This window comes from Lysobacter brunescens (assembly GCF_042677005.1).
Lineage (GTDB): Bacteria > Pseudomonadota > Gammaproteobacteria > Xanthomonadales > Xanthomonadaceae > Lysobacter_I > Lysobacter_I brunescens.
This window is the reverse complement of record NZ_JBHTIF010000002.1, coordinates 364,423-388,805: the sequence shown is the minus strand read 5'-3', so window position 1 is coordinate 388,805 and position 24,383 is coordinate 364,423. Positions and strand designations below refer to the sequence as shown.

22 protein-coding genes are annotated in these 24,383 nt (G+C 68.4%); 17 read left to right on the top strand and 5 right to left on the bottom strand.

Annotated elements, in window-relative coordinates:
• Positions 1-36 precede the first annotated feature (36 nt).
• The 3 genes from ACFQ0E_RS13835 to ACFQ0E_RS13825 all read left to right on the top strand — a co-directional run bounded on the left by ACFQ0E_RS13835 (position 37) and on the right by ACFQ0E_RS13825 (position 2,958).
• Entirely contained in the window at positions 37-1,026 is a 990-nt protein-coding gene (locus ACFQ0E_RS13835) for an alpha/beta hydrolase family protein (RefSeq protein WP_386824735.1), read from the top strand.
• A gap of 66 nt (positions 1,027-1,092) precedes the next feature.
• Entirely contained in the window at positions 1,093-1,899 is an 807-nt protein-coding gene (locus tag ACFQ0E_RS13830; RefSeq protein ID WP_386824733.1) for a M15 family metallopeptidase, read from the top strand.
• Between the two features lie 12 nt (positions 1,900-1,911).
• On the top strand, positions 1,912-2,958 hold the full coding sequence (locus ACFQ0E_RS13825; protein WP_386824731.1) for an acyltransferase family protein: 1,047 nt from the start codon (positions 1,912-1,914) through the stop codon (positions 2,956-2,958).
• A gap of 1 nt (position 2,959) precedes the next feature.
• Here the strand turns inward: ACFQ0E_RS13825 and ACFQ0E_RS13820 are convergent, their stop codons facing one another.
• The 5 genes from ACFQ0E_RS13820 to ACFQ0E_RS13800 all read right to left on the bottom strand — a co-directional run bounded on the left by ACFQ0E_RS13820 (position 2,960) and on the right by ACFQ0E_RS13800 (position 7,445).
• Complete coding sequence (locus tag ACFQ0E_RS13820; RefSeq protein WP_386824729.1) at positions 2,960-3,634, bottom strand: DNA-3-methyladenine glycosylase family protein; 675 nt, start codon at positions 3,632-3,634, stop codon at positions 2,960-2,962.
• A gap of 93 nt (positions 3,635-3,727) precedes the next feature.
• Positions 3,728-4,108, bottom strand: a complete 381-nt coding sequence (locus ACFQ0E_RS13815; RefSeq protein WP_386824727.1) for a DUF423 domain-containing protein — start codon at positions 4,106-4,108, stop codon at positions 3,728-3,730.
• 131 nt (positions 4,109-4,239) lie between these two features.
• Positions 4,240-5,322 carry a polyketide cyclase gene (locus tag ACFQ0E_RS13810; protein WP_386824725.1) on the bottom strand — a complete coding sequence of 361 codons (1,083 nt, stop codon included), beginning with the start codon at positions 5,320-5,322 and terminating at the stop codon, positions 4,240-4,242.
• Between the two features lie 244 nt (positions 5,323-5,566).
• Complete coding sequence (locus ACFQ0E_RS13805) at positions 5,567-6,208, bottom strand: response regulator (RefSeq protein WP_386824723.1); 642 nt, start codon at positions 6,206-6,208, stop codon at positions 5,567-5,569.
• Positions 6,209-6,269: 61 nt separating this feature from the next.
• Entirely contained in the window at positions 6,270-7,445 is a 1,176-nt protein-coding gene (locus tag ACFQ0E_RS13800) for a sensor histidine kinase (protein ID WP_386824721.1), read from the bottom strand.
• 206 nt (positions 7,446-7,651) lie between these two features.
• Between ACFQ0E_RS13800 and ACFQ0E_RS13795 the strand changes: the two genes are divergently transcribed.
• The 14 genes from ACFQ0E_RS13795 to ACFQ0E_RS13730 all read left to right on the top strand — a co-directional run bounded on the left by ACFQ0E_RS13795 (position 7,652) and on the right by ACFQ0E_RS13730 (position 24,299).
• A complete protein-coding gene (locus tag ACFQ0E_RS13795; protein WP_386824719.1) occupies positions 7,652-8,266 on the top strand; it encodes a GNAT family N-acetyltransferase in 615 nt (204 codons plus the stop codon).
• On the top strand, positions 8,263-9,042 hold the full coding sequence (gene minC / locus ACFQ0E_RS13790; protein WP_386824717.1) for a septum site-determining protein MinC: 780 nt from the start codon (positions 8,263-8,265) through the stop codon (positions 9,040-9,042). The genes ACFQ0E_RS13795 and minC overlap by 4 nt, the downstream gene beginning before the upstream one ends.
• Positions 9,043-9,072: 30 nt before the next feature.
• Positions 9,073-9,882 carry a septum site-determining protein MinD gene (minD, locus tag ACFQ0E_RS13785; RefSeq protein ID WP_137853105.1) on the top strand — a complete coding sequence of 270 codons (810 nt, stop codon included), beginning with the start codon at positions 9,073-9,075 and terminating at the stop codon, positions 9,880-9,882.
• Positions 9,883-9,885: 3 nt separating this feature from the next.
• Positions 9,886-10,152: a cell division topological specificity factor MinE gene (gene minE, locus ACFQ0E_RS13780; protein ID WP_137853104.1), complete on the top strand. Its 267-nt coding sequence runs from the start codon at positions 9,886-9,888 to the stop codon at positions 10,150-10,152.
• 42 nt (positions 10,153-10,194) lie between these two features.
• The gene (locus ACFQ0E_RS13775; protein ID WP_386824778.1) at positions 10,195-10,734 is read left to right on the top strand and encodes a hypothetical protein; all 540 of its coding nucleotides are present in this window, start codon (positions 10,195-10,197) and stop codon (positions 10,732-10,734) included.
• Positions 10,735-10,765: 31 nt separating this feature from the next.
• Positions 10,766-11,461, top strand: a complete 696-nt coding sequence (locus ACFQ0E_RS13770; protein WP_386824714.1) for a glutathione S-transferase family protein — start codon at positions 10,766-10,768, stop codon at positions 11,459-11,461.
• A gap of 2 nt (positions 11,462-11,463) precedes the next feature.
• Entirely contained in the window at positions 11,464-12,120 is a 657-nt protein-coding gene (locus ACFQ0E_RS13765; protein WP_386824712.1) for a YrbL family protein, read from the top strand.
• A gap of 155 nt (positions 12,121-12,275) precedes the next feature.
• Positions 12,276-14,258 (top strand): M2 family metallopeptidase, encoded by a 1,983-nt coding sequence (locus tag ACFQ0E_RS13760; protein WP_386824710.1) that lies wholly within the window; start codon positions 12,276-12,278, stop codon positions 14,256-14,258.
• Positions 14,259-14,464: 206 nt separating this feature from the next.
• Positions 14,465-17,833, top strand: coding sequence for an nSTAND1 domain-containing NTPase (locus ACFQ0E_RS13755; RefSeq protein WP_386824708.1), 3,369 nt, complete (start codon positions 14,465-14,467; stop codon positions 17,831-17,833).
• 152 nt (positions 17,834-17,985) lie between these two features.
• Positions 17,986-18,417 (top strand): hypothetical protein, encoded by a 432-nt coding sequence (locus tag ACFQ0E_RS13750; protein WP_386824706.1) that lies wholly within the window; start codon positions 17,986-17,988, stop codon positions 18,415-18,417.
• A 364-nt stretch (positions 18,418-18,781) separates the two neighbouring features.
• Complete coding sequence (locus ACFQ0E_RS13745; protein ID WP_386824704.1) at positions 18,782-19,099, top strand: hypothetical protein; 318 nt, start codon at positions 18,782-18,784, stop codon at positions 19,097-19,099.
• Positions 19,100-19,241: 142 nt separating this feature from the next.
• Entirely contained in the window at positions 19,242-19,688 is a 447-nt protein-coding gene (locus ACFQ0E_RS13740) for a ricin-type beta-trefoil lectin domain protein (RefSeq protein WP_386824702.1), read from the top strand.
• 219 nt (positions 19,689-19,907) lie between these two features.
• Positions 19,908-23,234, top strand: a complete 3,327-nt coding sequence (locus ACFQ0E_RS13735; RefSeq protein WP_386824701.1) for an nSTAND1 domain-containing NTPase — start codon at positions 19,908-19,910, stop codon at positions 23,232-23,234.
• A gap of 201 nt (positions 23,235-23,435) precedes the next feature.
• On the top strand, positions 23,436-24,299 hold the full coding sequence (locus ACFQ0E_RS13730) for a hypothetical protein (protein WP_386824699.1): 864 nt from the start codon (positions 23,436-23,438) through the stop codon (positions 24,297-24,299).
• The last annotated feature ends 84 nt before the right edge of the window (positions 24,300-24,383 follow it).

Below are 24,383 nucleotides of genomic sequence, written 5' to 3'. Positions count from 1 at the left end.
CCTTCCCGGTGGCATGCCTGGATGGCCAGGAAATGCATGCTGATCGTGGCCATCGGCATCGTCGCCGGCCTTGGCCCGAATCCCGCCCCGGCGAATCAACTGGCGGTGGCGCGACGCATCGACATCGAAGTCCGGATCGGCGATCGCGACAGCCTGCCCGGCACCCTGACCCTGCCACGCGGTGCCGGCCCCTTCCCGGTGGTGGTGCTGGTGCATGGGTCCGGCGCGCACGATCGCGACGAAACCATCGGCGCGAACAGGCCTTTTCGCGACATCGCCCACGGCCTGGCGGAACGCGGCATCGCCGTGCTGCGCTACGAGAAGCGCACGCAACGGTATCCGCGCCTGCTGTCGGACGACCAGCTCACCATCGATCGCGAGACCACCGACGATGCCCTGCTGGCGATCGCGCGGCTGCGCCAGACGCGGATGATCGACCACCGGCGCATCTTCGTGCTCGGCCACAGCCAGGGCGGCATGCTCGCACCGCGCATCGCCGGTCGCGCGCCCGATGTGGCGGGCGTGATCCTGCTCGCCGCACCTGCACGACCGTTGCTGGATCTGCTGGCCGAGCAGCAGCGCCGGGTCGGGCTGCTCGACGATGGCGTGATCAACGATGCCGAACAGGTGGCGCTGCGTCGCCTGGTCGAAGGCGCGCGCGCGATCCGTGCCGGCCTCGAGCCTCCGGCATCGCGACTGCCCATGGGCCTGTCCGCGCGCTACTGGCGCAGCGTGGACGCCGTCGATCCCGTCGCCGAGGCGAAGGCGATCCGGCAACCGATGCTGCTGCTGCAGGGCGGGCGCGACCTGCAGGTGGTGTCCGCCGACTGGCTGCGCTGGCAGCGCGCGTTCGTGGACACGCCGCGGGTCACCTTCGCCTATCACGACACGCTCAACCACCTCGGCATGCACGAGCGCGGGCCGGGCTCGCTGCACAGCTACCAAGTCCCCGGCAAGGTCTCGGCCGAGCTGATCGACGACATCGCCCTGTGGATCGAGCTGCTGCGCGGCGTGCACGGCCACTGACCGAGAGCGGGCATCGCGCGACGGGCAGGTGATGAAAAACACCGGCGCAGGCTCTACCCTGTGTGGATGCGTCCGTCTCCCCGCATCCTGCTGAATACCGATGTCCTCGACATCTGGCCCGCATCGCTGCTGCGCGCACGCAGCAACCACGATGCGCGTGCGCTGGCGCAGGCCCGCCAGGTCATCCGCCGCAAGCGCGACGGCCGCTTCGTCGCCGCCATCGGCGAGGCCGGATGCATTGGCCTGATGCCCGGCTGGACGCGCGAACCCGGGCTCGCACAGGCACTGCAGGTCGTCGCGTCACCGCCGGCGACCGGGCGTGGACCGCAGGCCCGACCGCTGCACGCCCTGCAGGAACGCCTTCACGCCCTGGGCCTCGACGCCGACGACTACGCCGCACGCACGGGGCTGGCACTGGTCGCCGAGCCGAGCTGGCTCGCCCATGCCGGCTTCGATCGCTACCGCCGCCCCTTGTGGCTGCACCCCGGCGCCGCACGCGCCTGGTCGCGCATGCGCGAGGCCGCACGGGACGACGACGTGATCCTGGAGGCCATCTCCGGCTATCGCAGCCACGATTACCAGTGGGGCATCTTCGAACGCAAGCTGGCGCGCGGCCTCACGGTCGAACAGATCCTGACCGTCAATGCCGCGCCCGGCTACAGCGAGCACCACGGCGGCCATGCCCTGGACATCGGCACGCCGGACGAGCCACCGGCCGAGGAATCGTTCGAGGGCACGCACGCCTTCGCCTGGCTGCAGGCGCATGCCGGCGATCATGGCTTCGCGATGAGTTTCCCCCGCGACAACCCGCACGGCATCGTCTACGAGCCCTGGCACTGGTGCTGGCGTGGCGACGGCTGGCGAGGCGACTGATCGATGCAGGCGATGCCCACGCTCGACGCCGCCTGGCGCACGGGCCGCAACCATTTCAACCTGATCCGCCTGGTCGCCGCCTGGCTGGTGATCTGGAGCCACGCCTGGGCGATCACCGGCACCGCCGGCAACGACCACTTCGCCCGCCTGACCACGCGTTCGGCCGGCGCTTTCGCGGTCGACGTCTTCTTCGTGATCAGCGGCTTCCTGGTCGCGGCCAGCCTGCAGCGCAACACCTGGCGCGACTTCCTCCGTGCCCGCGCGCTGCGCATCTATCCGGCGCTGGTCGTGTGCATCCTGCTCACCGTCGGCGTGCTCGGACCCGTGCTGAGCACCGCACCGGACTATTTCTCGAATGCCGGCACCTGGCGTTACCTGTGGTCGAACGCCACGCTGTGGCGCGCGGAGTTCCAGCTTCCCGGCGTGTTCGAGGCCTTGCCGCGCACGGCGGTGAACGGATCGCTGTGGACCCTGCCGATCGAAGGCCGCCTGTACCTGATGCTGTTCGTCGCCGGGCTGCTGGGCATGCTCGCGCCCAAGCGCTACGTGCCGGCGTGGGCACTGGCGATCGCGGGGGCCGCGGGTTTCGCCTGGATGTCGCATCCCCTGCCCGAACATCTGGTGTACCTGCTCTGGGTCACCGCTTTCTTCATCACCGGCACGCTGCTCTGGGTGCTGCGCGCACGCGTGCGCCTGTCGTGGTGGCTGTGGTTGCCGATGCTGGTCGCCGCCGCGCTGACCCGTGGCAGCCCATGGTTCGTACCGACCTATTTCGCGACGGTCGCCTACGGCGTGTTCTGCCTCGCCTTCCGCGCGCCGCTGCCGCGCATCCAGCGCGCCGACCTGTCCTACGGCCTGTATCTCTACGGCTGGCCGATGCAGCAACTCGCCCTGCTCGCCGGCGCCGCCACCGTCACCACCAACACGCTCGTCGCCACCGCGCTGGCCCTGGCCTGCGCCGCCGCCTCGTGGTTCCTCGTGGAGCGCCCGGCGCTGCGCTGGAAGCGCGGCTCATCGCAGGCGTCGCTCGGCGCCGTCAATGGAACGACACGCTCCTGAGTCAATCCTGCGAGCGCTTCGTCGGCGTCTTCGCCTGCTCCGCGAAATCGGCGATGCGCCAGAGATGGAAGCTGGCGTAGGTGCGATACGGGCCCCAGCGTTCGCCGCGTTCGGCCAGCGCTTTCGGCGAAAGCATCGCTTCCGCCTTGTCCACGCGCTGGGCGCCCTTGCGGATGCCGAGGTCGTCGATCGGCAGCACGTCGGGACGCCCCAGGCGGAACATCAGCATCATCTCGACAGTCCAGCGGCCGATGCCACGCACCGGCGTGAGCGCAGCGATGATCGCCTCGTTGTCCATGGTCGCCATGCGCCGCAGGTCGGGAATCTCGCCGCGCGATTCGCGCAGCGCCAGGTCGCGGAGCGCGAGCAGCTTGTTGCCGGAAACGCCGCAGGCGCGGATCGTCGCGTCGTCGCAGCGCGCGAGGGTGTCGTGATGGAAACGGTCGCTGCCGATCGCGCTTTCGACGCGGGCGACGATCGTCGCAGCGGCCTTGCCGCTGAGCTGCTGGTAGAGGATCGCGCGCGCCAGCGCATCGACCGGGTCGAAGGATTTCTTCCAGCGCGGATCGGGCGCGATCGGCCCGATACGCTTCATCCAGGTCGCGAGCCTGCGGTCGCGGCGCGCGAGATGGTCATGGGCTTCGCGCGTATCGAAGCCGCGTGCGAATCGAGGCATGCAGGTGCTCCGGCATGACGGGCAGGATTGCGATCGATTGTAGGCCGCGCGTGTGCGGATCGGCACGAGGCCGAGGTGTCGCGAAGGTCCGTGTCAGCGCCGCATCGCGTCGATCGCGAACAGCAGCCAGCCGAGAATCAGCAGCATGCCGCCGAACGGCGCGGGCCGCGTGGGCATACCGAATGCGTGTGCGGCAACCAAGGTGCCGGAGAACAGCAAGGTGCCGAGCGCGAGCATGAACAGCGCGACCAGACCGGTCCGGCGCGCGGCATGACGCGACAATGCGGCCAGGGCAACGCCATGCAGCAGTGCGAACAAGGCTGCGGATTGCAGGCTGGCGCGCGCGGCGATCTCGGCCGCATGCGCTGCGTAGGCCGACAGGACGACGCCGGCAGAGGCGAAGACCGCGCCGGAAGCAGTGAGCAGACGACGGAGGGCTCCGGAGGTGGCTTCAGCGGTGGAGTCGGAGGTCATCCGCGCTCTCCTGCACGCACATGTGGACGGGTTCGCCGCGCGGACGGCGGAAACGCGAAGCGCCGCACGAGGCGGCGCTTCGGTGGACAACTACGCGACGGACGGGCCGTCGCGCAGGATCACGGGATCGATCACTTGATCGCCCAGTAGGCGGTGAACTTGCCTTCCTCGGTGAACGCACCGGCGATGCCGCTGTCGTAGACCTCGTACGGACGGTCGGTGACTTCGAGACCACGCGGCGCCGACCAGGCGCGCAGCGCGTTGCGGACGTTCTCCAGCTCGCGGATGTAGCCGGTGAACTTGGCGGTGACCGCACGACGGGCCGGGGTCAGCTGGTACTTCACCGGACCCTGCAGGGTCAGGCCGGTCAGCTCGGCAGTGGCCGGCGCGCCTTCCGGATCGGCGGTCTTGCGGACCGGCTGCGCGATGTCGAAGGTGTAGGTCTCGCGGCCCTGTTCGCTGGTGATGATGCGCATCGGACCAGCGGCGACGAGGCCGTTGGCGGCCATCGTGCGGTTGATCCACTCGGTGTTCGCCTTCATCGAGCCTTCGATGATGTCGTCATCGAACTCCAGCGTGCCCGAGGACACGTACAGCAGGTGCTCGGACGGCACCGGCACGACGGCCAGACCGGTCAGCTTGTCGCCGTAGACGGTGTGGTCGATGTTCGGGATCGAAGCCAGCACGTTGACCAGCTTGGCCAGGCCGAACTTCATGTCGTCGCCCACGTGGCTGCGCACGTACAGACCGGCGTAGCGGCCCAGCAGGTTCCAGCCGTAGTTCACCTTGTAGGTCTGGGTGATCTCGACGTTGCGGTTGTTCTTGCCCGTGGGCTTGAACTTGAACTCGGTGCGCTTGTCGTTGCCCATGCGATCGTTCTCGATCGCGATGGCGACCAGCTCGTTCGGCACGCTCTCGACGATCTTCCACGTGCCCTTGCCGACCTGTGCGTTGTCGGACTCGTAGTGGAACTCGGCGCCGACGCCCGAATCGGGGCCGGCAATGCGCATCTGCATCTTGGGATCGCGCAGCGGAATCGCGTTCCAGTCCTTGAACCGGCTGAAATTGTTCAGCGTGTCGTAGACGATGGTCAGCTTGCGGTTCGTTTCGATCCGCTCGGTCAGGAATCGACTGGACGGCAGAACGACGCCGACCAGGAGGAACAGCACGGCAACGATCGCCAGGGAAATCAGAATCTCGAGCAGACGGGTCATTCAGGGGCTCTCCAGGACCAATGCCCGCTCCAGACGGGCAAGACCCGAATCGTATCAGGGAAGACTGGCCCGGGGCGAGAGCCCCGGCACCTCTGTATCGGCGTTACGGCCAAGGTCCGGACATCGCCGCGACCGCGGTCACGCCCCGCGCAGGCCGTACTTCGGCGCATGCACGCACGCGCTGCAGGGCACGCAGGCCGCAACCGGGCCGGCGTCCGGCAAAGTCCGGCGCCCCTCCCGTCGATCAGATCAGCTGCAGCTCGAAAGCCTTGAGCACGGCGCGGGTGCGATCGCGCACGCCGAGCTTGGAAAGAATGTTCGAGACGTGGTTCTTGATCGTGCCTTCGGCCACACCGAGCGAGTTGGCGATCTCCTTGTTGGAGAAGCCCGAGGCCATCAGGCGCAGGATCTCGGTCTCGCGGTCGGTCAGCGGATCGGGCCGATCGAGGCTGACGAAATCGTTGCGCATGTGCTCCAGGCCCGACAGCAGGCGCTGGGTGACCGCCGGCTGGACGAGGGAGCCGCCGTCGGCGACCGCCTGGATCGCACCCACCAGCTGGTCCAGCGACACGTCCTTGAGCAGGTAGCCCTTGGCGCCGGCCTTCATGCCGGCCAGCACCAGCTGGTCGTCGTCGAAGGTGGTCAGGATGATCGTCGGCGGCAGCTGGTTGATCCGCGCCAGGGCCTGCAGGGCCTCCAGGCCGGACATGGCGGGCATGCGCATGTCCATCAGGACCACGTCGGGGCGGACCTGGGGAATCATTTCGACCGCCTGCCGGCCATCCACGGCTTCGGCGACGACCTCGATGCCCTCGGCCAGCGCGAGCAGGGAGCGGATGCCCTGCCGGACCAGGGTCTGATCGTCGACCAGACAAACGCGAATCATGGTGCCTCCTGGAGCTCGATATCGGGGGAGTATGGGGCTTGCGTGCCCATCCGGCGTGCCATCAGGCCACCCCGGCGACGGCCACGGCCGCCAGCGGCAGGTACAGGCGCAGCGCGAAACCTTCGCCGGGCCGGGTGTCGATCTCGACCTCGCCGCCGTAGGCCGCCAGGCGCTCGCGCATGCCGCGCAGGCCGTTGCCGGTGGCGGGATCCTCTGCGCCGCGTCCGTTGTCGCGGGCGCTCAGTTCGACGCCCTGGTCGTGCCAGCGGTAGTGCAGGGCCAGGGTCGAGGCCTGGGCGTGGCGGACCACGTTGGTGATGATTTCCTGGGTGCAGCGCAGCAGGACGTGGGCGCGCTCGGCGTCGTCGAGCATGAACGGAGCCGGCATGCGCATGTCCACGCTCAGGCCCGGGACGTTGTCGGTGAGCGGCTGGAGGGTCGCGTTCATGTCGATGGCATCGCTGTCGCGGATGCGGCTGACCGCCTCGCGCACGTCGCTCAGCAGCAGTTTCGCCAGCGTATGCGCCTGCGAGACATGTTCCTGGGCCTTGCCCTCGACCAGGTGGTTGGCGACTTCGAGATTCAGGCTCAGCGCGGTCAGGTGGTGGCCGAGCAGGTCGTGCAGCTCGCGCGAGATCCGGGTGCGTTCATTCACGCGCACGCTCTCGGCGAGCAGGGCGCGGGTGGCGCGCAGTTCAGAATTCAGCCGGCGCTGCTCCTCGCGGGCCTGCGCCTGCTGGCGGGCGACGAAGCTGTTCGCGTACACGAACCCGGCGAAACCGGTGTACAGCAGCGACTGCATGATCGCTTCGTGCCAGGCCAGGCCGAGACCGCTGACGAAGACCGGCACCATGACCAGTTGGCTGGTCAGCATCCAGACCAGACCGGCACGCGGCGACATAACCCAGGGGAGCACGCAGGCCGCCAGCATCAGCAGCACGCTGCCCAGCCCGTTGGCGGCGGCGTAGCTCACGCCGATCGCGCTGGCGCTCATCACCACCAGCATCGCGTGGTCGGCCAGAGTGACGCGACGCTGGCCCAGCGCGCGGCTGGCCAGCCAGAAACAGAGCCCGAACAGCACCCAGCAGCCCAGGCCCAGCCAGGCCAGCTTGTCCATGCCGGGCACGCCGCCCTGCTCGGCCGGCAGCGAGACCAGATAGACGGGGAACCCGACCAGCGACCAGGTGAACAGGCCTGCATAGCGCAGGACTTGGATGTGGCTCATTCGGGAGGACATGCCCCAGTGTAGGCCACCCCCGCCGCCCTGCACTCGACCGGAAGTCATGGGTCGGGCCGACCATGGCGCGCCGCGCGGCCAGCATCCTGTCCGATGCGGCCTCGGCGGACGGGCGGCGGATGTCGCCCCTGTGACGGTCATGCGATAATCCGATGTCCCCCCGGGCGGGCCCCCGCCCCGTCCCACAGACCGCCGGAGCCATTGGAATGTCGATTGTCATCCGCGACGTGCGCGAGCACGAGCTGGATTCCGTCCTTGCCCTCAACAATGCCGCCGGCCCGACCATCCTGCCCTTCGACCAGGCCCGCCTACGCTACTTCTTCGAGACCGCCGAGTACTTCCGGGTCGCCGAACGGGACGGCACCCTGGTCGGCTTCATGATCGGCGTCGGCAGCCAGGCCGGCCACGACAGCAGCAACTTCCGCTGGTTCTCCGAGCGCTACGACCGTTTCTTCTACATCGACCGCATCGTGGTGGCCAGCCGCCGCCGCGGTGGCGGCGTGGGCCGCGCGTTCTACGCCGACGCCCAGAGCTACGCCGAGCTGCGCTACCCGCTGCTGGCCTGCGAGGTGTTCCTCGACACCGCGAACGACCCCAGCCTGCCCGACCCTGCCCTGCTCTTCCACGGCAGCTTCGGCTTCCGCGAGGTCGGCCAGCAGGTCATGCCGGAGACCGGGCTGCGCGCCGCCATGCTGATGAAGGACATGTGCAGCTATCCCTGGGTCCGCGACACGTACGGCACGCAGCTGCCCGACGTGCCCTGGCTGGCGCCGCCGCGCGCCGCCGCGCCGCGTGCGCTGGCGACGGGCACCGGCGCATGAGCGCAGGCGCCGCATCCATGAACTACGAACTGGCCGGCGACCTGAAGATCGGCCAGGTCGGCATCGCCAACCTGCGGGTACGCACGCTCGACGTCGAGCGCCTCGGCACCGAGATGCGCGAGCGTGTGGCGCGCGCCCCGAAACTGTTCGAGCGCGCCGCAGTGATCGTCGACTTCGGCGGCCTGCCCGGCACGCCGGACGTGGCCACCGCCCGCGCCCTGCTCGATGCGCTGCGGGCCGCCGGCGTCATCCCGGTCGCGCTCGCCTACGGCAGCACCGACAACGAGCGGCTGGCGGTCGAACTTGGCCTGCCGCTGCTGGCCAAGTTCCGCGCGCAGTACGAGTCGCAGGAGCCTGCTGCGGCCGAGCCGGCCCGGGCCGAAGCGCCACGTCCGGAACCGGCGCCGTCGCGCAGTGAAGCCGCGCGGGTCGTGGCGCCGCCAGGCGAGCCGGGGATGATGGTGTCCGCGCCGATCCGCTCGGGCCAGCAGATCTACGCCGAACAGCGCGACCTGACTATCCTCGCGACCGTCGGCGCTGGCGCGGAAGTCATTTCCGACGGTTCGATCCACATCTACGGTGCGCTGCGCGGACGCGCGCTCGCCGGCGCGCGCGACAACGAGAAGGCACGGATCTTCTGCCGGGAGTTCCACGCCGAACTCGTCGCGATCGCGGGACACTACAAGGTCATGGAGGACATTCCGGCCGACCTGCGCGGCAAGGCCGTGCAGGTCTGGCTGGACAACGGACAAATCCACATCGCCGCGCTCGCCTGAGCCGCGGACACACGCAACAGGAGAACGACTTTGGCTGAAATCATCGTAGTCACATCGGGCAAGGGGGGCGTCGGCAAGACCACCAGCAGCGCAAGCCTCGCGTGCGGTTTCGCGCGTCGCGGCAAGAAGGTCGCGGTCATCGACTTCGACGTCGGCCTGCGCAACCTCGACCTGATCATGGGCTGCGAGCGCCGGGTCGTGTACGACTTCGTCAATGTCATCCATGGCGAGGCCTCGCTCAAGCAGGCGCTCATCAAGGACAAGCGTTTCGAGAACCTCTACGTGCTCGCCGCGTCGCAGACGCGCGACAAGGACGCGCTGACCAAGGAAGGCGTCGAGAAGGTGCTCAAGGAACTGGCCGACGACGGCTTCGACATCATCCTGTGCGATTCGCCGGCCGGCATCGAGAAGGGCGCGTTCCTGGCGATGTACTACGCCGACCAGGCCGTGGTGGTCGTGAACCCGGAAGTGTCGTCGGTGCGCGACTCCGACCGCATCCTCGGCCTGCTCTCGTCCAAGACCCGCCGCGCCGAAGCCGGCGAGCGCGTCAAGGAACACCTGCTGCTCACCCGCTACAGCCCTGCACGCGTGGAAACCGGCGAGATGCTGAGCATCAAGGACGTCGAGGACGTGCTGGGCCTGAAGACCGTCGGCGTGATCCCGGAATCACCGGACGTGCTCAACGCCTCGAACAAGGGCGAACCGGTGATCCTGGACATGGAATCCAACGCGGGCCAGGCCTACGACGACGCCGTCGCGCGCCTGCTCGGCGACGAACGCCCGATGCGCTTCACCCAGCAGGAAAAGAAAGGCTTCTTCAGCAAGATCTTCGGAGGCTGACGCATGTCGATCTTCGACTTCCTCAAGCCCAAGAAGACCGCCACGGCCTCGATCGCGAAGGAGCGCCTGCGCATCATCGTCGCGCAGGAGCGCACCCATCGCGGCGCGCCCGACTACCTGCCGCTGCTGCAGCGCGAGCTGCTGGAAGTGATCCGCAAGTACGTCTCGGTCGACGGCGACGCGGTGAAGGTGGAGATGGCGAAGGACGGCGACCACGACGTGCTCGACATCTCGGTCGCCCTGCCCGACGACCGTCCGTCCGCCGGCTGATCCGGGGGCGCGAACCGTTCGCGCCCGCCCCGCATGAACGCCATGCATGACGCCACCGATGCCCTCGCCGATGTCGCCGGCGAGCATCCAGCGGACGTACTGACCCTGGCCGACGTGTCGCTGGACGACATCGCGGCCCTGCTCGACCGCTACGGCCTGCGCTTCGAGCTGGTCGAGGACGGCCAGCCGATCCCCGGCAGTTTCTGGGGCGAACGCGAAGCCGGGCTGATCGGTGCGAAGGTGTTCGCGCGTCGCGACACGCCGCTGCATTCGCTGCTGCACGAAGCCTGCCACCTGATCGTGATCCCGCCGCAGTTGCGCGTGCGCATCCACACCGATGCCAGCGATTCGCAGTTCGAGGAGGACGCGACCTGCTACCTGCAGCTGCTGCTCGCCGACGAGATCCCGGGCTTCGGCATCGAACGCGCCTTCGCCGACATGGATGCCTGGGGCTACAGCTTCCGGCTGGGCTCGGCGCGCGGCTGGTTCGAACAGGATGCCGAAGACGCCGCCGACTACCTGCGCGACCTGCAGCACCTCGATGGCCTGCTGCCGGCGCGGCTGGCATCGGTCCCGGACTGACCATCACCCACGCCACGCGCAGGAGCGCACCATGTCGAACGTTCTCTTCATCGGCGACAAGAACTATTCCTCGTGGTCGCTGCGCCCGTGGCTGGCGCTGCGCTGGGCCGGCATCCCCTTCGAGGAACGCCTCGTGCGGCTGGACCAGCCCGGCTACGGTCGCCAGGAGATCGCCGAGATCAAGGCCGTCGCGCCCAACGGCACCGTGCCGGCGCTGCACGCGAACGGACTGGTGGACAAACTCGTGATATGGGACAGCCTCGCCATCGTGGAATGGGCGGCCGAACAGGTCGCGCCCGGCGTGCTGTGGCCGGAGGATCCGGCGCTGCGCGCGCAGGCGCGTTCGGCGACCTGCGAGATGCACTCGGGTTTCGCCGCGGTGCGACGCGACCTGTCGATGAACATCGTTCGCCGCATGGATCGCGCACCCGACTGGCCCGACGACACCCGCCGACAGCTCGCCCGTGTCGACGAACTCTGGTCCGGACTGCGCGCGCAGCATGCGCATCGCGGACCGTGGCTGTTCGGCACGCGCAGCATCGCCGACGCCTTCTTCACTCCGGTCGCGACGCGGCTGCGCACCTATGCCGTCCAGCTGTCGGAGGCCTCGACCGCGTATCGCGACACCCTGCTCGCCGATGCCGATTTCCTCGCATGGGAAGCCGACTGCGTCGGCGAGCAGCGGGACGGTTCGACCAATCCGGTCATCGACAGTCTGTATCGCTGAGCATGCTGACGTTCCCGCCCGATCGCGTGCTCGCGCAGGGCGCCAACCGGATCTGCGTGCGCGATCCGGCCTCCGACGGGCACTGCCTGAAATACGAGCTGCCGCCGCAGCAGCGCACCCGTGTCGGTGCGCGCCAGCGATTGCGCCGCTGGTTCGCGCGGCGGATCCCGGCGCTCGGCGAAAACCGCACGGAACTGCGCGCCTGGCGCGGATTGCACGCGCGGCTCGGCGACGCGCTCGCGGATTTCGTCGCGCCCTGCGAAGGCATCGTCGAGACGCCGCAGGGCACTGCGCTGCGCTGCGCGCTGGTACGCGATGCGCAGGGCCTTCCTGCGCGCAACCTGTATGCGCACCTGTTCGAATCGACGCCCTACACGGCGGCGCGACTGTGCGCTGCGGTCGATGCCTTCGAAGCCTGGCTGCTGCATCACGGCATCCCGCTGTTCGACCTCAACAGCGGCAATGTCGTGGTGATCGAGGATGCCGGGCAGCCCTGCGGCCTGCGCCTGGTCTGCGTCGACGTCAAATCGATCCTCGACGGCCGCGAGATCGTCCCGGTCTCGCGGTGGGTACCCTGGCTGCGCGCGCGCAAGCTGCGACGCCGCGCCGAACGCCTGCGTGCGCGCATCCGCAGCCAGCTGGCCGCGCCGCCGGCCTGAGCGCTGGCCACCCTCCAGCGGAAAAAGTTCCTGCACCCGGTGAACCGGGCCGGGCAACCTGCTAGCCTGCGTCCCGACCCGTCGCCGCGTGTCGCGACCGGGGCCCATCCGATGCTGCCGATGGACGGCGGCGCCCACCGCTCCGGAGAACCACCGTGATCCATCGCAACACCCTGCTGGCCCTCGCCATCGGCACCGGCCTGCTCACGCTCGCCGCCTGCAGCCGGGATGCCGCCGAATCGACCGGATCGACGCCCGACAGCCCGGCCGCGGCGACCGCCACCGACGCCAGCGCGGATGCCTTCGTCAAGCGCGTGAACGACGAGTACAAGGCGATCTATCCGGAACAGACGGCGGCCCAGTGGCTGTCGTCCACCTACATCAACGACGACAGCCAACTGCTGGCGGCGAAAGCGAACGAGATGTACCTGACCCGCCTCAACGGCTGGATCAAGGCAGCCAAGGCCTATGAAGGCAAGCCGATGTCGCCCGACAGCGCGCGCGCCATCCTGCTGCTGAAGCTCGCCACGGCGATGCCGCCGCCGAGCGATCCGAAGAAGGTCGCCGAACTGACGAAGATCGCCACGAAGATGGAAGGCGACTACGGCGCCGGCAAGTACTGCACCGGCGAAGGTCCGGCCAAGGTCTGCCGCGACATCGGCCAGCTCAGCGAAGTGCTGGCCAGCAGCCGCGACTACGACGCCCAGCTCGATGCCTGGCAGGGCTGGCATACCATCTCCCAGCCGATCCGCAAGGATTACGTGCGCTTCGTCGAACTGGTCAACGAAGGCGCGCGCGAAATGGGCTTCGCCGACGCCGGCGAAATGTGGCGCTCCGGCTACGACATGGCGCCCGCTGCGCTGGCCGCCGAAACCGATCGCCTGTGGGGACAGGTCAAGCCGCTCTACGACGACCTGCACTGCTATGCGCGCACCCGTCTCAAGGCCAAGTACGGCGCGGACAAGGGCGAAGTGGCCGGCGGCCTGCTGCCGGCGCACCTGATGGGCAACCTCTGGCAGCAGGACTGGGGCAACCTCTGGGACGTGCTCGCGCCCTACCCCAAGGCCGGCAGTCTCGACATCAACGGCGCGCTGATGGCGCAGCAGGCGAAGAACCTGGCCGAACTGCGCGCCAAGAAGCCGAACGCATCGGCCGCGGAAGCGATCGAGCTCGAGCGCGAAGCCAGCCTGCTCACCGCCAAGCAGATGACGCAGCGCGCCGAGGATTTCTACGTCTCGCTCGGCATGCCCAAGCTGCCGGAGAGCTACTGGAAGAAGACGCAGTTCATCCAGCCGCGCGACCGCGACGTGGTCTGCCACGCCAGCGCCTGGGACATGACCATGGGCGGCCCCGACGGCAAGACCCAGGATGTGCGCACCAAGATGTGCATCAAGCCGAACGAGGAAGAGTTCACCACGATCTACCACGAGCTCGGCCACGTCTATTACTACCTCGCCTACAACCACCAGCCGCCGCTGTTCCAGAACGGCGCGCACGACGGCTTCCATGAGGCCATCGGCGACACCATCGTGCTCGGCATGACGCCGAAGTACCTGGAATCGATCGGCCTAGCGAAGGCCGGCGAACAGAACCAGGAAACGCTGATCAACGCGCAGATGCGCATGGCGCTGGCGAAGATCTCGTTCATGCCCTTCGGCCTGATGATCGACCGCTGGCGCTGGGGCGTGTTCGACGGCTCGATCAAACCCGAGCAGTACAACAAGGCCTGGTGGGACCTGAAGGCGAAGTACCAGGGCGTGGCCCCGGCCTCGCCGCGCGGCGAGGAATTCTTCGATCCGGGCGCGAAGTACCACGTGCCGGGCAATACGCCGTACACGCGCTATTTCCTGTCGCACATCCTGCAGTTCCAGTTCTACAAGTCGCTGTGCGACGCCGCCGGCCACACCGGACCGCTGTACGAGTGCAGCTTCTACGGCAACCAGGAAGCCGGCAAGCGCTACTGGGCGATGCTCGGCAAGGGCGCCAGCCAGCCCTGGCAGAAGACCATGAAGGAACTCACCGGCGGCGAGAAGATGGACGGCACCGCCGTGCTGGAATACTTCGCGCCGCTGCGCACCTGGCTGAAGCAGCAGAACGAAGGCCAGAGCTGCGGCTGGCAGGCGCCGGCCAAGGGCTGACCCCCGGCACGCGGCGCGTTCCTCGCGAAGGCCGGCGCATGCCGGCCTTCGCATGTCGGGCGAACGGCCGCGATGCCCGACATCGATGCCCGACATCGCGCACGGAATGCGCGCAGGGGGTGGCCTTATCATCCCCCGGACGCCCCGGACCGCCCTGCACCTGCGGGCGTTCCGACCAACGACTCGCCACGGACAGGCTGCCCAGGATGTCGAAGGAACTGCCCACCGACCGGATCAGGAGCCTCGCGACGCGTTCGCGCTTCCGCATCGGTGGCCAGCTGGTGCAGCCGGACCGTCTCGTCATCAGCCGCCAGGGACAGGAGGTCGCGGTCGAACCGCGCATGATGGAAGTGCTGGTGGCGCTGGCCGAGCACGCCGGCGAAGTGGTCAGCGCCGAACAACTGCTGATCGAAGTCTGGCGCGGCACCTTCTACGGCGACAACCCGGTGCACAAGGCCATCGCCTACCTGCGCCGCGTGCTCGGCGACGACCTCAAGTCGCCGCGCTACATCGAGACCATCCGCAAACGCGGTTATCGGCTGATCGCCAGCGTCTCGTATCCCGACGACTACCGGCGCGTGGCCACGCGGATCTCGGCATGGCACGGCACGAGTCCGTACGTCGGGCTCGCCGCGTTCGACGATGCGCATGCAGGCGTGTTCTTCGGGCGCAGTCGCACGACCGCCGAGCTGCTCGCCGCGATGCGCCACCAGATCGACAACCAGCGGCGCTTCGTGCTCATCGTCGGCGCCAGCGGTTGCGGCAAGACGTCCCTGCTCAATGCCGGCGCCCTTCCGCTGCTGCGCCAGGACGGCGGTTTCGACGGCCTGCACGCCCTGACGATCGCGCGATGCGACCTCGCCGGCAGCGAAGCCGGCGACGCGATGGTCCGCCTGGCCATCGCGCTGTCCGCATGGTCGCTCGGCGAACGCCCGGTGTTTCCGCCGCAATCGCCGACGGACCTCGCGACCTCGCTGCGACAGGCGCCCGAATCGATCGGTGCGATCGTCGACGACGCACTGCGCCGGCACGCCTCGCGCGATCTCGCGGCGCAGCCGCATGCGCACCTGCTGCTGGTGATCGATCACGCCGAAGCGCTGGTCGCCACCCGCGCGCGCAAGCCGGAGCGCGACCCCGGGTTCGCCAAGGCACTGCACCACCTGTGCGAAACACCGCGCGTGTTCGTTGCGATGATCGTGCGCAGCGACTTCCATCCGCTCCTGATCGAAACCTATCCGGTCATCGCCGAACGCAAGCTGGGCGAAGGCCATTTCGACGTGCTGACGCCGCGCGCAGGAGAGATCGCCCAGATCATCCGCGCGCCCGCCGCATTGGCCGGCCTGAGCTTCGAGGAACATCCGCAGACGGCCGAATGCCTCGACGACGTGCTGCGCGACGCCGCGACCGAACACGTCGATGCGCTGCCGCTGCTGCAGCACACCCTGCAGGCCCTGTACGAGCGGCGCAGCGACGACGGAGAACTGGGCTTCGAGGCCTATCGCGCGATCGGAGGCCTGGAAGGCGCGATCGCGCATCGCGCCGAAGAAGTGTTCGCCACGCTGGACGAGGCCGCGCAGCGGAGCCTCGATCAACTGCTGCCGCTGCTGGTCGTGCTGCGCGAGGACAGCGAATCGGTCAGCGCACGCCGCGTCGCGTGGTCGGCACTGGACGACGATGCGCGCGCGCTCGCGGAAGCCTTCGTCGGCGCCCGGCTGTTCGTCGGCGAACTGGGCGACGGCGAACCCGGGGTCCGCGTTGCGCACGAAGCCCTGCTGCGGCAATGGCCCCGCGCCCGCGACTGGCTCCAGGACAACCGCCGCCTGCTGCAGGCCAGGGCGCGCTTGCGCCGTGCCGCAGCGCGGTGGATGGAGGAAGGACGCAATCCGGACCTGCTGCTGAACCGCGGACGTCCCCTGCAGGAAGCGCTGGAAGCCACGCGGCAGTCACCATTCGACCTCGATCCGGACGAGCGCCTGTTCCTCGACGCCTCCACGCGGCAGGACCGGCGCCGCCGACGGCTGCGCGCGGGCGGGATCGCCGGCCTGGCGCTCTCTGCGGTGATCGCCGCGACGTTCGCGGTGATCGCATCGCAGGCCCGCAGCGAAGCCGACCGACGTCGCGAAGAGGCCCTGCAGCTCTCGGACTTCATGCTGGTCGACCTCGCCGACAAGCTTCGCCCACTCGGCAACCTCGGCCTGCTCGACAGCATCGGCACGAAGGCGCTGGCCCAGCTGGAAAGCCGGCCGGAGGCGCAGATGCGCGTCGGCGATCTCGTCAACCGTTCGCGCGCACTGCGCACCGTCGGCGAAGTGATGCTCGGCGAGGGACGACTCGACGAAGCGGAGTCGGCCTTCACGCGCTCGGTCGATGCCGCGCGCAGCGCAATCGCCACCGCACCGCACGCCGCCGAAGCGCAGGCCGAGATGGGGATCGCCGCGTACTGGCTCGGCCTGCACCACTACCGGCAGCGCAGATTCGAACAGGCGCGGACGCACTGGACGACCTACCTGCGCACCAGCGAGACGCTGGTGGCGCTGCAGCCCGGCAGGATGGACTGGCGCATCGAATTGTCCTACGCGCTCAACAACCTCGGCGCGGTCGCGCGCGACCAGGGACGCATGGTCGAAGCGCAGGCCTATTTCAGGCGGTCAGCGCGCATCAAGTCCGAAGTGCTCTCGACCCGGCCCGACGATGACGCGCTGCGCTACGACCTGGTCGATACGCTGTCGTGGATCAGCAGCGTGGACGAATCCGAAGGGCGCCTGCGCGAAGCGGCGGCCGGATACTCGGAACAGATCGGCATGCTGCGCCGGCTGGTCGCCAGCAAACCCGATGCGCTGCTGTGGCAGCGACGGCTGGCGACATCGCTGCTGTCCAGCGGCGCGCTGTCCGCCTCGCGCGGACTGCCGGACGATGCGAAGACGCAGATCGACGAAGCCATCGCGCTACTGTCGAAGCTGACCGCGCGAGAGCCCGGCAACAAGGGCTGGGCGCACGACCTCGCGCTGGCGCACGTCGAGGCCAGCGAGATCGCATGGATACGCGGCGATGATGGCAGCCGTCGCGCGCATGCCCGGATCGCAGAGGCGCTGATCCGCGACATCGAGTCGTCGTCGGAGCCCACGCCAGCGGTCAGGCGCCTGAAGGCGGCACTGCAACTCCTCGTCGCCAGCCATCCTGCGAACGACGCCACCGACGCTGGATGGAATGCAGCGATCGCGACGTTCGAAGACAACGCCGCGCGATCGAAACACGACCTGCAGGAAACGTCGGCACTCGCAAAGGCCCTGGTCGCACGCGGCCGGCACCACGTGGATGCCGGCCGACCGGATGCTGCCCGTCGCGACTGGCGGCACGCGATCGCGCTGCTCGCGGTGCCGGCCAGGACCTCCCGGGATCCGAACGTCATCGCGCCGTGGGCCAGCGCGCACGTCCTGCTCGGCGAACGACATCGCGTGCAGGCACGGATCGCCTGGCTGGAGGAGATCGGCTACCGGGATGCGCAGTTCCCGGCCCTGCAAGCACAGGCGCACTCCGGACGCATCACCGCCCATGGCCCGGCCGATCCGCAGTGACGCCGCAAAGGCGCCGAGCGGCATGGGAGACGTTGCAACAATCGGCGCCCCCAACCACACGCGCAGTACGCACGACCATTGGCAGCGCACATCCCACATCGCGCATGTCGCCCACCCACCCGCTTTCGTCCCCCGGAAAAGAGGAGTACACGATGACGAGATTCGCACGCCACCACCGCAAGCATGACGATGCAGCGGGGCATGTCGAGCTGATACTGAATATCCGTACCACCAGGAACGGTTACGAAGGCAGCTACTCCGAGCCACACTTCTTCGTCAAGCATCGAACCACCCATGTCCGCATCGACCTGACGTACGACAAGGCCTTGATTGCCCGGATCACCAATTACGCCAGCAGCGGACTGGGCCTGTTCCGCAGGCCGATACGGGGATTCCACATCGAGAACGATGGACAGACCGCCAGGTTCCGGATGCATCTGCGCCCCCATCAACTGATCAACTTCGGCATGTTCATCGACGTCGGCCCGCTCGACGGAAAGACGCCGATGCAGACGATCTTCTGTGACCCCCAGGCCAGCAACGATCCGACCAAGACGCCGATCATGCCTGACTACCCGGGCTGATCCCTCCATGGTCGTGCCGTCCAGGACAAGCGGAACGAGTGCCTCCCCTCCGCCACCGTGAAAAACACAGAAGGTCGTGCTCCCGTCTCCACAGATGCACTTTTTCGGATGCAATCCGTCGGGACAAAGCCCTCTTCCTTTCAAATCAGTCACTTGAATCCTGGCAGGTTCCCGGAAGGAACGCCGGGGCCATCGTCCGGAGACTGCCGCCGCGGTCTCCGGACGAGGCCGCGGCCGCAATCCTTCCACCCGCCATCGTCCGCGATGGCCACGCCCTCCAGACCAGGTGACCACCATGGAACTCGCACCCCGCCGTTTGCACGGCAGCGCCCCGCTTCCCCCGGATCGCGTGCCAGACACGCCCTTGCGTATCGCCCCGCGCGAGGCGACCGCCATCGATGTCCTGCCCCCGCTGCCGCCCGGGGCACGCCTGCACCTCGGGCACGTGATGCTCGATGCCACTCTGCTGCGCCGCCTGCGGCAGTCACGGCTGATGAGCCAGCAGGACCTGGCCGACGATTGCTGGCGCCGCAACATCCAGCTGTCGCTGACCACGATCAAGCGCGCCGAGGCGGGGCGGCCCGTACGCTTCCGCATCGCACGCGAATTCGCGCGCAGCTTCGACATTCCGGTGATGCGACTCCTGCGCATCCACTCGCCCGGTGAGACGGCGGAATCGTGACCCGCCCCGGAGTGGCACCGGCCACGCACCGCGAAGCCACCACGCCTCGCTTCGCAGGGGACCAGGATGGGCTTGCGGGACAACGGAACCCGCTTCGCCGCACATCGCAGTCAATCCTCACTTCAATCAGGACGAAACCATCATGAGTACCTACATTCTCCAGAGCCTGCAGAACACCAACCTCTGCATCGGCGTGGCCTCGGTCTCCGCCGGCGCGCTCGTGACCCTCCAGACCCTCTCGGGCATCGGCGGGAAGTCGTCGCAGTGGCTGATGGACCAGAACACCGGTTACATCACCCTCGCCGCCGACCCCAGCCTGTGCCTCGATGTCCAGGGCTTCAACGGCCAGCAGGGCCAGCTCATCGTCGCCAAACTGGTCCTCGGCCGCGACAGCCAGCGCTGGAACTGGGTCGGCAGTCCGCCGTACATCTCCAACCAGGCCTATCCCAGCATGGTGATCGACAACTCCGGCGGCAACGCGAACCCGGGCAATCCGGTCCTCATCTGGCCGTTGAACCACGGGCAGAATCAGAAGTGGGCCACGCTGAGCGTGCCTGCGCTGACGACGCTGGCCGAAGCGGCTGCCTGATCCCCGCAGCGTGCCGATCTTCCCGCGCCATGCGCCGGTCGCCTGGCGCGAGAAGGGATGCGCAGACGCACCCCGGTCATCGCCTGCACCACCACGAGGATACCTGGAGCGCACTGCATCGCAGGGCCGAGCGTCTCGGACCGCAGCCTGCGAGACGCATCGCGGGTGCGCGTGCAAGCCTGCTAACATCCGTGCCGCAACCGAAGCCCGCACGGACCCATGACGCAACGCTCGGACAGGATCAGATCGCTGGCTTCGCGCGGCCGCTTCCGCATCGGCGCGCTGCTGGTGCAGCCGGAACGGCTGACCATCGCCATCGACGGCGAGGAGATCGCGCTCGAGCCGCGCATGATGGAAGTGCTGATCGCGCTGGCCGAGCACGCCGGCGAAGTGGTCAGCGCCGAGCAGTTGCTGATCGAAGTCTGGCGCGGCACGTTCTACGGCGACAACCCGGTCCACAAGGTCATCGCGCAGCTGCGCAAGCTGGTCGGCGACGACAGCCGCGCGCCGAAATACATCGAGACGATCCGCAAGCGCGGCTACCGGTTGATCGCGACCGTTTCGTTCCCGGACGACTATCGACGCGGCGCGCAGCAGGGCAACGCCTGGACCGGCGGCAGCCCGTACGTGGGCCTGGCCTCATTCGACGACAGTCACAGCGACGTCTTCTTCGGCCGCAGCCGCATGACCGCCGAGCTGCTGGCGACCGTGCGCAACCAGATCGACAGCCAGCGTCGCTTCGTGCTGCTGGTCGGCGCCAGCGGCTGCGGCAAGACCTCGCTGCTGCGTGCCGGCATGCTGCCCCTGCTGCAGCAACCGGGCGGCTTCGACGGCACCCAGGCGCTGTCGGTGGCCTACTGCGACCTCGCCGGCTGCAACGGCGGCGACCTGTTGCCGCATCTGGCGCTGGCGCTGGGCACCTGGTCGATCGAATCGCGCCAGGTGTTCCCGCCGCAGCGGGCGGACACGCTGGCCACGGAACTGCTGCAGCGGCCGGAGGCGATCGACGCGACCGTGCAGGAAGCCTTCCGCCGGCATCCGGACCGCAGCCTCGCCGAACATCCGCGCGCGCATCTGCTGCTGATCGTCGACCATGCCGAAGCGCTGGTCGCCGCACCAGGCATTGGCGACGAGGAGCGCGCCGCGTTCGCCACCCTGCTCCAGCGCCTGTGCGACTGCGCGCGGATCATGGTGGTGATGGTCACGCGCAGCGATTTCTACCCGAAACTGATCGAAGCCGTGCCCGGGATCGCCGAACGCAAGGCCGGCGATGGCCACATCGACGTGCTGACCCCGCGACCCGGCGAGATCGCGCAGATCATCCGCATGCCGGCGATCCTCGCGGGACTGGGTTTCGAGGAGAATCCGCAGACGCTGGCGCGGCTCGACGACGTGCTGCGCGATGCGGCGACCCAGCATCCCGATGCGCTGCCGCTGCTGCAGCACACGCTGCAGGCGCTGTACGAACGTCGCGACGAGAACGGCACGCTGACCTTCTCCGCGTACCACGAGATCGGCGAACTCGAAGGGGCGCTGGCGCACCGCGCCGAAGAGGTGTTCACGTCGCTGCCGCAGGACGCTCAGGCGCGGCTCGATGCCGTGCTGTCCCAGCTGATCGTCATCCATCCCGACAGCGACAGCATCAACGCACGCCGGGTGCTGTGGTCCTCGCTGCCCGACGACGATGCGCGTGCGCTGGTCGAATCCTTCGTGAAGGCGCGCTTGTTCGTCAGCGAGCTGAGCGACGGCATCCCGGGGTTCCGCGTCGCCCATGAAGCCCTGCTGCGCCAGTGGCCGCGTGCGCGCGACTGGGCGGGCGACAACCGCCGGCTGCTCCAGGCGCACGCGCGACTGCGCCATGCGACGCGGCGCTGGGCCGAGGAAGGACGACGCCAGGACCACCTGCTCAACGCCGGGCGTCCACTCATCGAAGCGACGGAAGCCGCGCAACGCCTGCCGGGCATGCTCGGCGACGACGAACGCGCGCTGCTCGGCGCATCGCAGCGGCATCATCGTCGCGGCAAGCGCATCCGCACCGCTGCGGTGGCGATGCTGTCCCTGCTCGCGCTGACCTCCAGCGCGCTGGCGCTGTGGGCGGTCACCGCGCAGAAGGAAGCGGAACTGCGCCGCGAGGAAGCGTTCCAGCTCACCGATTTCATGCTGGTGGAACTCGCCGACAAGCTGCGCCCGCTGGGCAACCTGAAACTGCTCGACAGCATCAGCGCAAAGGCGCTCGCGCAGCTGGCGCAGCGACCGGAACAGCGCATGCGCACCGAAGACCTCATCAATACCTCGCGCGCGCTGCGCACGCTGGGTGAGGTCATGCTCGAACAGTCGAAGCTGGAAGATGCCGAATCCGCGTTCGTGCGTGCGAATGCCGCCGCCGCGGCCGCACTGCGACGCACGCCGGACTCGGTCGACGCCCTGGAAGAATCCGGGCTCGCGGGCTACTGGCTGGGCTATTACCGCTATCGACAGAAACGCTTCAGCGATGCGCAGGCGCACTGGGCGACCTATCTGGACGCCACCCGCAGGCTGCTGGAGCGCACGCCCGGCGATCCGCACAGGCAACTGGAGCACTCCTACGCGCTGAACAACTTCGGCACGCTCGCGCAGGACCAGGGACGCACCCGCGAAGCCATCGAATTCTTCCGCCGCTCCGCCGCGCTGAAGAAACAGGCGATCGCCGCGCGCCCCGACGACGACGGCCTGCGCTACGAACTGATCGATACGTTGTCGTGGATCAGCACAGGCGAGGAAACCCTGGGCCAGTTCGACGATGCCGCCGCCGGATACAGCGAACAGATCGCACTGCTGCGCGGCATGCTCACCCGGAATCCCGAAGCGCGCGCCTGGGAACGCCAGCTGGCGATCCGCCTGCGCAGCAGCGCGCAACTGCTCGGTATCCTCAGGCGCACCGACGAAGCGCGGGCACAGGCGCGCGAAGGCATCGACCGCCTGTCGCGCCTGATCCGCAGCGATGCCAGCAACCAGGGATGGCGACGCGACCTTGCGCACGCCTATCTGGAGGCTGCGGAAGTGGAACTGCTCGCCGGCAACGATCCAGCCGCGCGCCCGCTGCTCGCCCAGGCACAGGTCCATCTGCAGTCCGCACAGGCGCGCAGCGCACGGCTTCCGGCCTGGCAGCGCCTGGATGCGCTGATCCGGTTCCGGCTGGCCTGGCTCGACGGCGACATGCGCGGCATGTCGCGCGCCGCGGGGGATCTGCGCGCACTGCTCGACCAGGCGCCGGACGACATGTCCGGCCTGCGCGCCTTCGCCCGCCTGGGCATCGAACTGGCGCGCACCTTCGCCGACATGGGCGATACCGCTGCCGCATCGCGCCAGGCCGAAGACCTGATCACCCGCCTGCGGGCCAGCGCCACCGCGTCCTCGGATCCCAAGATCCTCGCGCCCTGGATCGAAGCGCACCAACTGCTCGGACGCGACGCCGCGGTCATCGATGCACGCAGGCGCCTGGAGGAACGCGGCATCGCGGTGGCGAATGGATGGCCGGTGCCGGTCGCCGCCCGGGCCACGAACTGATCCCGATGCGATCCCTTGCCGCGACCGTCCTGACGACCGCGCGCGCGACAATGACCGCCCAGAGTCCGATGCGCATCGATGCCGGTCCATCGAGACTCGCCCGGTGAAGCCGCCATTGATGCCATGCGATACTCCGGCCCGTTTCGCCGCCTCGTCCGATCGCCCTGATCGGCCACGCCCCATTGCACACAGGAGTTCCCGATGTCCACGCCCAGCGCGACCGTGACCGCCACAGACACCGCCAGCAAGACCTTGAAGGTGAAGATCACCGGCCGCGATTCCTCAGGGAACCTGACCTACACGACGTCGCCGACGTCGATCGAATTCCATTCGAAGCGCGCCTCGCGCGTGCTCAAGTGCCGCATCGACGAGGACAGCATCCCGGGCGACTTCGTTTTCGTCGGGTACACGTACGATGCCCCCGACGTGCAGGTCAAGGACAAGGGCCTCGACAGCGACAAGCTCGACCTGACCTTCCAGTTCAACGGGCAGAAGATCAGCGCGGACCTGATCTTCGAGATCACCGACGAATGCGGGGCCAAGGGCAGGCCGTCCGACGTCGACCCCCAGGTGGGCAACAACCCCGACCCGGACCTGCTCGCGCTCGCCACGGCCAGCATCATCAAGGTCGATTCGGCAACCAATGCGGTGGTCAACGGCCCCTCGGCCAACATCACGACCACGCTGACGGTGCGGACCAACGGGGACGGCAGCTTCCGTGGCTACAGCTACACCAACCTGAACGCGGATGGGGCCTTCGAATTCCCGAAGGGCACGACCGATGACACCCTGACGGTGAACCTGGTGGTCGACAGGTCGCAGTACGCCTGGCGCTATTACATCAGCGAGTACGCCTCGAGCGTGGTCCAGCCGGTGCCGACCCCGGAACCTGGCGAGAGCGGCGGGTTCGGGGAGGGCACCACCAGCGTGGTCTTCGCCTTCACCTTCGACACCACATCCGCGAACCAGACCTACTTCACGGTCTACGTCTGCGACATCGGCACCGATCCGCATACCATCCACGACTGCGATCCGCAGGTCGGCAACAACCCGGATCCGGACTGATCCACCCGCGTCATCGTTGCCCCTGCTCTCCGACCAGGCCCGCCGCAAGGCGGGCTTTGTCGTTCCCGGGCCCCGACACGGCCT

Bases quoted from the DNA above. Each gene is read 5' to 3' on its own strand.
- ACFQ0E_RS13825 (WP_386824731.1), top strand. From the start codon at position 1,912: ATGCCCACGCTCGACGCCGCCTGGCGCACGGGCCGCAACCATTTCAAC.
- ACFQ0E_RS13775 (WP_386824778.1), top strand. From the start codon at position 10,195: ATGCATGACGCCACCGATGCCCTCGCCGATGTCGCCGGCGAGCATCCA.
- ACFQ0E_RS13795 (WP_386824719.1), top strand. From the start codon at position 7,652: ATGTCGATTGTCATCCGCGACGTGCGCGAGCACGAGCTGGATTCCGTC.
- ACFQ0E_RS13810 (WP_386824725.1), bottom strand. From the start codon at position 5,322: ATGACCCGTCTGCTCGAGATTCTGATTTCCCTGGCGATCGTTGCCGTG.
- ACFQ0E_RS13765 (WP_386824712.1), top strand. From the start codon at position 11,464: ATGCTGACGTTCCCGCCCGATCGCGTGCTCGCGCAGGGCGCCAACCGG.
- ACFQ0E_RS13820 (WP_386824729.1), bottom strand. From the start codon at position 3,634: ATGCCTCGATTCGCACGCGGCTTCGATACGCGCGAAGCCCATGACCAT.
- minE (WP_137853104.1), top strand. From the start codon at position 9,886: ATGTCGATCTTCGACTTCCTCAAGCCCAAGAAGACCGCCACGGCCTCG.
- ACFQ0E_RS13755 (WP_386824708.1), top strand. From the start codon at position 14,465: ATGTCGAAGGAACTGCCCACCGACCGGATCAGGAGCCTCGCGACGCGT.
- ACFQ0E_RS13740 (WP_386824702.1), top strand. From the start codon at position 19,242: ATGAGTACCTACATTCTCCAGAGCCTGCAGAACACCAACCTCTGCATC.
- ACFQ0E_RS13805 (WP_386824723.1), bottom strand. From the start codon at position 6,208: ATGATTCGCGTTTGTCTGGTCGACGATCAGACCCTGGTCCGGCAGGGC.
- ACFQ0E_RS13735 (WP_386824701.1), top strand. From the start codon at position 19,908: ATGACGCAACGCTCGGACAGGATCAGATCGCTGGCTTCGCGCGGCCGC.
- ACFQ0E_RS13815 (WP_386824727.1), bottom strand. From the start codon at position 4,108: ATGACCTCCGACTCCACCGCTGAAGCCACCTCCGGAGCCCTCCGTCGT.
- minC (WP_386824717.1), top strand. From the start codon at position 8,263: ATGAGCGCAGGCGCCGCATCCATGAACTACGAACTGGCCGGCGACCTG.
- ACFQ0E_RS13730 (WP_386824699.1), top strand. From the start codon at position 23,436: ATGTCCACGCCCAGCGCGACCGTGACCGCCACAGACACCGCCAGCAAG.
- ACFQ0E_RS13830 (WP_386824733.1), top strand. From the start codon at position 1,093: ATGCGTCCGTCTCCCCGCATCCTGCTGAATACCGATGTCCTCGACATC.
- ACFQ0E_RS13835 (WP_386824735.1), top strand. From the start codon at position 37: ATGCTGATCGTGGCCATCGGCATCGTCGCCGGCCTTGGCCCGAATCCC.
- ACFQ0E_RS13750 (WP_386824706.1), top strand. From the start codon at position 17,986: ATGACGAGATTCGCACGCCACCACCGCAAGCATGACGATGCAGCGGGG.
- ACFQ0E_RS13770 (WP_386824714.1), top strand. From the start codon at position 10,766: ATGTCGAACGTTCTCTTCATCGGCGACAAGAACTATTCCTCGTGGTCG.
- ACFQ0E_RS13800 (WP_386824721.1), bottom strand. From the start codon at position 7,445: ATGTCCTCCCGAATGAGCCACATCCAAGTCCTGCGCTATGCAGGCCTG.